At 63.9% G+C, this 10,634-nt stretch carries 6 protein-coding genes, 1 tRNA gene and 1 pseudogene; 1 reads left to right on the top strand and 7 read right to left on the bottom strand.

Annotation, left to right across the window (positions count from 1 at the left end; translation table 11 throughout):
* Positions 1-72: 72 nt before the first annotated feature.
* Complete coding sequence (locus tag O3684_RS09110) at positions 73-1,236, top strand: ATP-grasp domain-containing protein (RefSeq protein WP_500066482.1); 1,164 nt, start codon at positions 73-75, stop codon at positions 1,234-1,236.
* Between the two features lie 297 nt (positions 1,237-1,533).
* On the opposite strand, the pseudogene O3684_RS09105 reads toward O3684_RS09110, so the two are convergent.
* The 7 genes and pseudogenes from O3684_RS09105 to topA form a co-directional block, all read right to left on the bottom strand.
* Positions 1,534-2,864: pseudogene (locus tag O3684_RS09105) on the bottom strand (ISL3 family transposase).
* A 61-nt stretch (positions 2,865-2,925) separates the two neighbouring features.
* The gene (locus O3684_RS09100) at positions 2,926-3,663 is read right to left on the bottom strand and encodes a transposase-like zinc-binding domain-containing protein (protein WP_500066480.1); all 738 of its coding nucleotides are present in this window, start codon (positions 3,661-3,663) and stop codon (positions 2,926-2,928) included.
* 330 nt (positions 3,664-3,993) lie between these two features.
* Positions 3,994-4,069 (bottom strand) — tRNA-Thr (locus O3684_RS09095).
* Between the two features lie 115 nt (positions 4,070-4,184).
* Positions 4,185-5,801, bottom strand: coding sequence for an alpha/beta hydrolase (locus tag O3684_RS09090; protein WP_500066477.1), 1,617 nt, complete (start codon positions 5,799-5,801; stop codon positions 4,185-4,187).
* 36 nt (positions 5,802-5,837) lie between these two features.
* A complete protein-coding gene (locus O3684_RS09085; protein ID WP_500066475.1) occupies positions 5,838-7,031 on the bottom strand; it encodes a DNA polymerase III subunit delta' in 1,194 nt (397 codons plus the stop codon).
* Positions 7,028-7,873, bottom strand: coding sequence for a dTMP kinase (tmk, locus tag O3684_RS09080; RefSeq protein ID WP_500066473.1), 846 nt, complete (start codon positions 7,871-7,873; stop codon positions 7,028-7,030). The genes O3684_RS09085 and tmk overlap by 4 nt, the downstream gene beginning before the upstream one ends.
* Positions 7,873-10,617: a type I DNA topoisomerase gene (topA, locus tag O3684_RS09075; RefSeq protein WP_500066472.1), complete on the bottom strand. Its 2,745-nt coding sequence runs from the start codon at positions 10,615-10,617 to the stop codon at positions 7,873-7,875. The genes tmk and topA overlap by 1 nt, the downstream gene beginning before the upstream one ends.
* Positions 10,618-10,634 lie beyond the last annotated feature (17 nt).

Here is a 10,634-nt window from a genome sequence, read left to right as displayed (position 1 = left end):
GGTGTGCGATAGACTGGAACGGCACCCCTTTTGCTCCAACGCCCACATCTACGCATAAGAGAGATAATACTGATGGTTGAAAATATTCTCCTAGCAATTGAAGCCATGTCCGAAGTTGATGCAATGGCTGCTGCTGCAGACAGGCATGGCTATCACCTACGAGTTTTAGCTGAAGATGCTACATACTACGGCGAAACTAAAGCAGAGGTTGTCGCTTTCCCCACCCGGGATCACCACGAGTTGGCCACCTATATTAAAGCGAACCGCGCGTCAATCGCCCAGGTCTTCAGCGTCACCGACACGTGGGGTGTCATTGCATCAATAATTCGCGATAAATTCGGCTTCTACCAGTTTGGTAACACAGCAAAGCTTAAGTTCTTTAGAGACAAAGAGGCAGTTGAATCCACGCTCATTGCACGGGGGTTCACCGAACGCTCAAATTCATGGCCAAAAGTCATGAAGCTACGAAACGGTACGGGAAAAATCGGTGTTTACGTCGCTAAGTCCAAGCATGAAGTCAACAAAATTGTCACCATGTCCGGCTACAAAAGAGATGACTTCGTTGTTCAAGACTTCTACTTCGGACCAGCTTATTCCGCAGAAGTATGGCGAGATTCCCAACACGAGATCTTCTTTGGCATCACCAATCGGATCTTATCTGACCCCCCATACTTCACTGAGCGAGTCAAATCTTTCCCATGGGCCGCAAATTCCCAATGGGAGACAGAAGCTAAAGATTGGGCCTTTGAGCTCCTTCGGACTTTAGATTACACTCTTGGTTTGGCACACATCGAATTCATCGAAACGTCTAATGGTTTTCGGCTGGTTGAAATCAATGCTCGTATGGCAGGAGCGCTGATCACACCTGCTATCCTAGCTACAACGAACTTCAATCCGTACGCCATGGCAGTTCACCAGGCACTAGACGTCCCGCTGTGCGAAGTCATGAATCGAGAGATACGGGGCGGATACTCTCATGTCAGCGTTTACGCTACAAGCACCGGAACCATCGCATCAATTCACGGCATCGATCAACTGGTGCACAATCCCGGAGCGCCCACGTGGGTACCTTCTCGTGAGATCGGTGATCGTATCGTCGAGGTTGGAACGTATCGGTCTCGCATCGGCAACCTCATGGCGACCGGCGAAACCGCTGCGATCGCGCAAGATAGAGCGATTAGCGCTTCGAGGTCAATATCAGTGCAAATCTCAACAGGCGTAAATACGCATGTTTAAGAAAGGGCCAAAAGTCACGTCTTACATTCTGCTAGTGGCAATAACTATTAGCGGAATCTCTACCTTTATGATTTATCCTCTACTGGTCTTTCGCCTATTAGACGTTGGGGCCAGTATTGGTGAGATTGGATTAATTTTAGGAGCATTATCAGGCACCGGAAGAGTTTGCTCTTTCATCATAGGAAGCGCGAACAACACATTCGGTTCTAAGCTAACCGTATGTTCCGGTATCTTCCTCAGGATTATCGGCATTTCGATATTTGCTTTTGAGTCACACATATTCTCATATATGGCTCTTCAGAGTTGAGTGTGGTTGGAGGCATCTAGGCCTCCTGCGATGAGGAGCATTCGGAGTTGGTAGTTGGTGGGGTTGCGGTAGCCTCTGGCGGTGCGTCTTCCTAGTTCGATGATTCCGTTGATGGCTTCGGTGGGGCCGTTGCTGGCTCCTCCTGTATCGAAGTAGGCCAAGAAGGCGTCCTTCCATTTGCGTAGGGTTCGACCCAGTCGGGCGATTTCGGGGATGGGACACGTTGGTAGGCGCTGGATGAGATGAGCGGCCAGGCGTCGGCCTTGGGCGGGTGTGGCTTGATGGAAGACGTCGCGCACTTGCTGGGCGCAGTGGTAGGCGACTTCCACACTGATATGCGCCTCATCTGCCGTGAAGGCCTCACGGAGTCGTTTTTGTTGACGCTTCGTGAGCCGATCACGCGAGGCGCGCAAAAGATTGCGGATCTGATAGAGAGGATCACCCTTGCGCCCGCGGTGACCGGTCGTGTCTTGCTGGACGCGACGACGCACCTCACCTGGAGCGTCCCCGGCGAGCTTGACGATATGGAAAGCATCGAGGACGCTGGTGGCGTCTTGGAGCTGGTCGTCGATGGCGTTCTTGCTGTCCCTGGAAGGGGTCTAGCGTCGCGATCTGGATACCGGAGCGGAAGTCTTCGCCGCGCTCTTCTAGCCAGTTTTTGTACACGGTGCCAGACCTTCCTGGGACCAGGTCTAACAAGCGGGCCGTGGGATGCTCCTTCCCGCGTGTCAGGTCCACGATGCCGGTGAGCTCACGTGGGCCCCGGCGGCGTCGGTCCTGGTGATGCCACACATGCTCATCAACCCCCAGCACCCGCACCCCTGCGAAACGGGCAGGGTCATCAGATGCGGCTTGCAGACACGGCTTGATATGGGACCACACGGTATTCCACGTGGTTCCTAACTGGCGGGCCAGCCCCGAGATAGTGGCTCCCTCGAAGCGCAACTGTCGGATCGCCCAGCGGATCGCCCGCACACCCAAACGCGCCCTGGGCGCACACACCGAGTGGTTCTGCTCAGTGAAAGTCGCGATCTGACAGGTGTGTTCGCGGCATATCCAGCGTCGCTTAAACCACCGGAACCTTGCCGGGACCCCGGCCCAGGGCGCGTCGGTCACCTCCACCACCACGCGACCGTGGCCTTGAGCGATTCAGCCCACAACCTGGGCAGCCAACCAGCTGGTTGCACGACTCAACATCGAGCACTAGAGCATCTGGGGTGCGAACCACACTCATCAGATGGAAGCCCTCCAAACCGACGAGCAGATCACACCGATCACAACGATCAAGCGACGCAGAGCAGCAGCAGGTAGGGTGAGACACCGCCCGAGCTCCTTGACGACAGCGGGGGTTGAAGTCCGCTCATCATCAAGGACCTCGACCTCTACCCGCAACCCCCGACCAACACCCGGTCACCCACACTCAACTCGGAAGAGCCTGTTTTCTCCTCCAGGAAGTCCTTCCAGCGCGTGCACCACCCCTGGTAGGCGCCTATCCATTCCTGGGCGCCTTCAATGTCTGTCACGTGGGTGAGCTGGCGCCCCAGAGCGTATAAGCTGCGCGAGGCCTCCAGTTTGGGGCGCGTTGTGGTGGCTTGGCGGATACGGCAATACGCGTGGAAAGTGCAGCGTTGAACGCGCGTGGTCGGCCAGATGTTCTTGCACGCCCTCGCAAACCCGCTGCCCCCGTCGGTCACGACCAGGGCCGGGGGTGCGATCCGGCTCATGAGCGCGCCCCAGGCCCGGGAATTCTCACTCCTGGCCGCGTACCAGCCCAGCACACAATCGGGTGTTTGGGCGATGAGGACCACGGCATTTCGGCCCAGGTGAATGCCGTCGACGAAGATGACCTCATGAACCTCATCGATGATCGGGCTGAAAGGCCATAACTGCCACAACGGCTCACAACGCCGACGAAACGAACGACCCCCACCAGGCATGTCCACCTGACGGCGACGGCCAAGAAGCCACGCCAAGAACTCATCAAGATGCTTCGCCGTGGAATTAATGCGGCTGACCTGGCTGATGATGCACAGGGAGCAGCGCCATCGCTGCGCCCCTGACGCTGAGTGCCCATACCTGGTCATCACTCGCCCACACGCCGGGCATTTAGGGGTATTCATACCCCCACAATGAAACAACCAACTTCAATGTTGATTTTCCCGCACCAGCAAGCCAAAAAGTCGCTACAAAACCAACACGTTTTGTCCTTTAACCCGTGTCTTCACCGCTCTTTTGACGCAGGGCAGTACGTTTTGACGCTTTGGATCTCCATTAGCCGAGCAATCCTCTGGCAGGCCACTCATGCCCACTGACCGGCTGCCGTCAGGTGAGCCTCACCATGCTCTGCAATCAGACCCCAGACCCCGAACAACAACCAGGAACAGCGAAAACGCCACCCTGGACACGTCCCGGCTGGGCCGGGATTTTTTGTATCCAAAGTGACGTTCTTATGGAGCCGCCTGTGGGAATCGAACCCACGACCTATTCATTACGAGTGAATCGCTCTGCCGACTGAGCTAAGGCGGCCGCGCCTGCCGTTCCACCGTTTCCGGGGCGTGCAGGCAACGGCACAACTCTACTGGACGAATCGCGCCGAGCGCAAACCAAGACACCCGCCAGGGGGATGTCGTGAGTCACGTCCCTACTGGCACATGAGGCCGTCGGCGGGCACGGTTCCCTTCACGAAGTAATCTTCAACGGCGCGGACGACGCACTGGTTGGCGCCGCGGCGGTACGCGGTGTGGTTCCATCCTTCGACGGAAACGAGGACGCCGCTGGAGAGCTGACCGGACAGGCCCTGCGCCATGGAGTAGGGGGTTGCCGGGTCGTGGGTGGTGCCGATGACGACGATGGGGGCGGCGCCCTGAGCGGTAATGCGCGAGCGCTTAGCGTGCTTCGTCGGCCAGGCCTCGAGGGCGGCCGACGGGTAGCCCGCGTACTTGCCGAGGAGCGGCAGTTCCTTCTTGAGCGTTTCCACCTGGGCGGCCCACTCCTCGATGTTTCCTTCGGGCGTGTAGTCCAGGTTGTTGATCGCGTTGATGGCGTCCGTGGAGTTGTCCTGGTAGGTGCCGTCGGGGTTGCGCGAGTTGAGGGTGTCGGCGATGGCCAGCAGGCCGCTGCCGTCCCCCTTCTGCCACGCCATGCCAAACGCCTGGGTCAGCTGCGGCCACCATTGGGTGTTGTACATGGCACCGGTCAGCGCGGTGACGGCCAGGTTTTCGGTGAGGGGACGCGCGGGGTCGTTCGTGCGCATCGGACTGTCTTCGAGGGAGTCGAGGAAGGAGCGCACGGTCTGGATCCCCTCGTCGAGGCTGCGTCCCATCGGGCAGGTGGACTGGGTGGCGCAGTCGGAGATCCAGTGTTGGAGCGAGGCGTCCAGGCCACGCGTCTGGAGGGCCGAGACCTCGTTCACGCTGAGGGTGGGGTCGAGGGCACCGTCGAGGACGAAGCGGCCGACGCGCTCGGGGAAGAGCCCGGCGTAGGTGGCACCGAGGAAGGTGCCGTAGGAGTAGCCGAGGAGGTTGAGCGTCTCCTGGCCGAGAACGGCTCGCACCATGTCGAAGTCGCGGGCAGCGCTCACGGTGTCGATGTGTTCGAAAAGGCTGCCCGAGTGCTCGCGACAGCCCGCCGCGACCGTGCGCGAGTCTTCCTGGGCGGCGGCGACCGCGGACTGGGGGGATTCGTCGCCGGTGTCGATGTCCTCGTCTTCGCCGGCGTTACGTTCGTCCTTCTCCGCGTCGGTCATGCAGAAGACGGGGGTCGAGTCGCCGACGCCTCGGGGGTCGAGGGCGACGATGTCGTAAGACTTCACCACAGCCTCGCCGATTCCCTGCGCCGCGTAGTAGGGCAGCGCGGAGACGACGGCGCCACCGGGGCCGCCCGGGTTAATGAAGAGGGCGGGCGCGCCGTCCACGCCGGAGCGGTGGATGGCGAGCGCGAGGGTGATCTGGTCGCCGTCGGGGTTGGACCAGTCGAGGGGTGCCTTCAGGAACGCGCACTGGTACTCGCTCGCGTCGGAGGAGTCGACGCCCTGGTAGGAGTCAAAGGTTCCCTGCGCGCACGCACCCCAGGAGATCTGCTGCTCGTAGTAGGACTGGGCGGAGCCAGACTGGACTGGGATCGGGGCGGACGAGGAGGTCGCCGTCGTCTGGGGTACCGGACCCTTGAGCTGGGTTCCGTAGTAGCCGATGACGGTCAGTATGATCGCGACGACGGCGAGGATTGCGACGGCGCCGGCCGCGATGGAGCGAGTCTTCATGGCCACGATTGTAACGGAGAAACGCCGGGTCAGTTTTCACGCCTGGGGGCGCAACGAAATCGCCATGTCTTCGAGGACCAGCAGGGGGTTTCCGTTCGACACGAGGCGTTTGCGAGCGGTTTCGATGTGCTCGACGCGCGCGAGGGTCTGGCGGGGCGTGGAATCGCGGGCAATCTGGCCCACCAGGTCGGCCAGATCCGTGTTGATGAGTTCACCGTCCCCACCCACCTGGATCATGAGGACGTCGCGGTAGATCGCGAGCAGGTCGATGAGCGCGCGGTCGATCGCGTCGGTGAGGGCGCGCTTGGAGCGGCGCTTCTGGTCCTCCTCGAGCTGGCGGATCATCGTGCGCGAGGCCTTGGTTGCGCTCTCGCCTTCGTCCATGCCGAGCTGGCGCATCAGTTCGGCCTTTTCGCGGGCGTTGCGTTCGCTGACTTGAGCGTCGGCCTGAGCTTTCGCGGTCTCGAGGAGGCGGTCGGCGGCCATGACGGCCTCGCCGACGCTGCGCACGGACGCGGGGGCGGTGATGATCGCGCGGCGGCGTTCGCGCATCTGGGGGTCGCGGGCGAGCGCGCGGGCCAGGCCGATGTGCGACTGGGCGGCGCGTGCGGCCTCGAGGGCGACCTCGGGGGTGGCGACGCCCTCGCGCACGAGCAGGTCGGCGACCGCGGCCGCGGTGGGGATGCGCAGGCCGAGGTGGCGGCAGCGCGATCGGATCGTGGCGATCATGTCCTCGGGGCTGGGGGCGCACAGCAGCCACACGGTGTGCTCGGGCGGCTCCTCGATGGCCTTGAGCAGGGCGTTCGCGCCGGACTCGCCGAGGCGATCCGCGTCCTCGACGACGATGACGCGCCACAGCCCCTGGGAGGGCGAGGACTGCGCCTGCAGCACGAGGGAACGTGCGGTCTCCACGTTAATGATCGAGGTCTCGGTGGCCGCGAAGACGACGTCGGCGTTCGTGCGGCCCATCGTCGTGCGGCATCCGGCACACCGGCCACACCCCACGGTCTCGCCCGTGCACTGCAGGGCTGCCGCGAACGCGCGCGCGGCGACGGAGCGACCCGAGCCGGGAGGGCCGGTGATGAGCCACGCGTGGCTCATGGAACGCGCGTCGTCGGAGGCGCGGACGCCACCGCGGGAGGCGACGATCGCGCGTGCGGACGCCGCGGCCTCGGAGAGCTTAGCGACCGCCGCTTCCTGTCCGACCAGCGAGGACCAGACGCTCATCATTCATCCCAGAGCGCGCCCTGGGACTCACCCAGGGCTCCCACCATGGTGGCGGGCTTGCGGGCGCTGCCCTTGTCCGCGTTCTTCTGACGCGGCTTCTCAGAGTCACGATCAGTCTCAGGTGCTGCGGATGCTTCAGACGCAGCGGGTACCTCAGATGAGGACGAGGCCGGGGTGTCCTGAGCGGGCGCGGGAGCGTCGTCGGCCTCGTCGATGGTGGCGACCCCGCCCTCGAAGCGCTCGACGAGGACGCCGCGGATCTCGGAGAAGACCTCGTCGACCGTGCCCACCGCGTCGATGACGACGAAGCGGTCGGGCTCGGCGTCCGCGAGGCGCAGGTACTCGTGGCGCACGCGTTCGTGGAAGTCCATGGACTCGCGCTCCATGCGGTCCGGGGAGTCGGTACGTCGGCGCGCGCCGACCTCCGGGGGCAGGTCCAGGAGGAAGGTCAGGGACGGGTAGAGGCCGCGGGTCGCCCATGCGCTCAGCGAGGCGATCTCGTCCACGCCGAGGGAGCGGGCCGCGCCCTGGTAGGCCAGGGAGGAGTCAATGTAGCGATCCCCCAGCACGACCGCGCCGCGTTCGAGGGCGGGGGCAATGACCGTGGCGACGTGATAGGCGCGGTCAGCCGCGTACAGGAGGGCCTCCGTGCGCGCGTCGACGTCTTCGGGGCCGTTTTGCACGAGGCGACGGATCTCCGTGCCCAGCTCGGTGCCGCCCGGCTCGCGGGTGACGACGACCTCGCGGCCACGGCTCTCAAACCAGTCGCGCACCGACTGGATCTGCGTGGACTTCCCCGAGCCGTCGCCACCTTCGAAGGTGATGAACACTCCTCGCGCTGCCATCAGCTGTCCTTCTTCGTCGCGGCCTTCTTGGTGGCCGTCTTCTTCGCCGTCGTCTTCTTGGCAGCGGTCTTCTTGGTCGTGGTCTTCTTCGTGGCCGTCTTACGCGTGCGCTTGGGGGCGGGGCCCTTGGCGCGCTTGTCCGCCAACAGCTCGTAGGCGCGCTCGGCCGTCAGGTCCTCGACCGTCTCGGCGCGCGGCACCGTCACGTTGGTCTCGCCGTCCGTCACGTAGGGGCCAAAGCGGCCGTCCTTGACGGTGACCTTCTTGCCCGAGATCGGGTCCTCGCCGAACTCGCGCAGCGGCGGGCGGGCCGTGCCACGGCCGCGCGTCTTGGGCTGAGCGTAGATGGCCAGGGCCTCGTCCAGGGTGATGGTCAGCAGCTGATCCTCCGAGGCCAGCGTGCGCGAGTCCGTGCCCTTCTTCAGGTAGGGGCCGTAGCGGCCGTTCTGCGCAGTGATGACCTCGCCCGAGGCCGGGTCCGTGCCCACCTCGCGCGGCAGGGACAGCAGATTCAGCGCATCCTCGAGGGTGACCGTGGAGATGTCCATGGTCTTGAACAGCGAGGCGGTACGAGGCTTGGCGGCAGCCTTCTTCGTCTTCTTCGCGCCCTCCTCGGTGCCCTCGGTCTCCTCGGGCAGGACCTCGGTGACGTAGGGGCCGTAGCGACCATCCTTGACGATGATCGTGTGGCCGGTCGCGGGGTCGACGCCCAGCTCGCGGCCGTCATCGGCGGCGCGGGAGAAGAGCTGATCGATCAGCTCATCCGTCAGCTCGTCGGGAGCGACCTCCGGCGGCACGTTCGCGTGCGTCCCGTCGGCCTTTTCCATGTAGGGGCCGTAGCGGCCCACGCGCAGCGTCACGCCGCGGCCCAGGTCGATCGAGTTGACGGCGCGCGCGTCGATGTCGTCGCCCAGGGAGGCGACGTCGTGGCGCAGGCCGCCATTCTCGCCCGTGCCGTTGGGGCCGAAGAAGAAGCCGGACAGGAACTCCGTGCCGTTCTCCTCGCCCGCGGCGATACGGTCCAGGTCGCCCTCCATCGAAGCCGTGAAGTCGTAGTCGACCAGGTTCGCGAGGTTCTCCTCGAGCAGGCGCGTCACGGAGAACGCCAGCCACGTGGGCACCAGGTACTGGCCGCGGTGCGTCACGTACCCTCGGTCCCCGATCGTCTGGATGGTGGCCGCGTAGGTGGAGGGACGGCCGATGCCGAGCTCCTCCATCGTCTTGACCAGCGTGGCCTCCGTGTAGCGGCCCGGGGGCTGGGTCTCGTGGCCGTCGGGGGTGGCCTCGGTCAGCGTCGCGGCGTCCCCCTCGGCGACGTCGGGCAGGGTCTTCTCCGCGTCGTTCTTTTCCGCGTCGTAACGCCCCTGGTCGCGGCCCTCCTGGTAGGCCAGGCGGAAGCCCGGGGAGGTGATGACCGTGCCCGAGGCCGAGGAGATCACGTCGTGACGCGCGCCGTCGACCTCGATGCCGGTGAGCACGCGGATCGTCGCCGTGTAGCCGAGGGCGTCGGCCATCTGCGAGGCGACCGTGCGCTTCCAGATCAGGTCATACAAGGCCAGCTGCTGCTTCGACAGGGAACCGGCCACCTCGCCCGGCGTACGGAAATGATCACCCGCGGGACGGATCGCCTCGTGCGCCTCCTGCGCGCCCTTCGAGGTGGTGCCGTACAGGCGCGGGGACTGCGCCACGGCCTCGGCCCCATAAAGCTGGGTGGCCTGCTCGCGGGCGGCGTGGATCGCCTGGCTGGATAGCGCCGTGGAGTCGGTACGCATGTAGGTGATGTAACCGGACTCGTAGAGGGACTGGGCGGTGCGCATCGTCGAGGACGCGTTCCAGTGCAGCTTGCGCGACGCCTCCTGCTGGAGGGTCGACGTCGTGAAGGGGGCGGCCGGGCGGCGGCGATACGGCTTGCGGGTCACCGAGTCGATGACCGAGGCCGGGGCATCCGACAGAGCCTGCGCGTAGGCCCGCGCGGTGGCCTCGTCCAGGTGGAGGACGCCGGCCTTGGCAGCCTTCGCGCTCAGCTCACCCTTCTCGGAAAAGTCCGAGCCGGTCGCGATGGCGTGGCCGTCCACGGAGGACACGCGCGCGCCGAAGGCCTGGCCCGCCGACGTGAAAGCCGTGTCGATCGACCAGTACTGGGCGCTCACGTGCGCCATGCGGTCACGCTCCTTGGCGACCACGAGGCGCGTTGCCACCGACTGCACGCGACCCGCCGACAGGGACGGGCGGATCTTGCGCCACAGGAGGGGCGACACCTCGTAACCGTAGAGGCGGTCGAGGATGCGGCGGGTCTCCTGCGCGTCCACGAGGTCGGTGTCCAGGTCGCGCGTGTTCTCCAGGGCGCGCTGGATCGCTTCCTTCGTGATTTCGTGGAAGACCATGCGGCGCACGGGAACCTTCGGCTTCAGGACCTGCAGGAGGTGCCACGCGATGGCCTCACCCTCGCGGTCCTCATCAGTTGCCAGATAGAGTTCGTCGGACTCCTTGAGGAGCTTCTTGAGTTCGGTGACCTTTTTCTTCTTATCCGGGTTCACCACGTAGTAGGGCTTAAAGCCATCATCCACGTTGACGGCGAAGCGGCCGAAGGGCCCCTTCTTCATGTCTTTGGGCAGCTCGGAGGGCTGCGGGAGGTCGCGGATGTGTCCGATGGAGGCGGTCACGTGGTAGTCGGGACCCAGGTATCCCTCGATGGTGGCTGCCTTCGCAGGAGACTCCACGATCACGAGCTTCGTCGCTGACATTGCCGGTCCCTTCCGTC

This window comes from Pauljensenia sp. 20925_1_27 (genome assembly GCF_041432835.1).
Taxonomy (GTDB): Bacteria; Actinomycetota; Actinomycetes; order Actinomycetales; family Actinomycetaceae; genus Pauljensenia.
The sequence above is the reverse complement of the archived record's forward strand: the minus strand, read 5'-3'. Positions and strand labels throughout refer to the sequence as shown.

Excerpts from the sequence above, each read along its gene's own strand:
- O3684_RS09100 (WP_500066480.1), bottom strand. The coding sequence starts at position 3,663 with ATGAATACCCCTAAATGCCCGGCGTGTGGGCGAGTGATGACCAGGTAT.
- O3684_RS09085 (WP_500066475.1), bottom strand. The coding sequence starts at position 7,031 with ATGATGAGCGTCTGGTCCTCGCTGGTCGGACAGGAAGCGGCGGTCGCT.
- tmk (WP_500066473.1), bottom strand. The coding sequence starts at position 7,873 with ATGGCAGCGCGAGGAGTGTTCATCACCTTCGAAGGTGGCGACGGCTCG.
- O3684_RS09090 (WP_500066477.1), bottom strand. The coding sequence starts at position 5,801 with ATGAAGACTCGCTCCATCGCGGCCGGCGCCGTCGCAATCCTCGCCGTC.
- O3684_RS09110 (WP_500066482.1), top strand. The coding sequence starts at position 73 with ATGGTTGAAAATATTCTCCTAGCAATTGAAGCCATGTCCGAAGTTGAT.
- topA (WP_500066472.1), bottom strand. The coding sequence starts at position 10,617 with ATGTCAGCGACGAAGCTCGTGATCGTGGAGTCTCCTGCGAAGGCAGCC.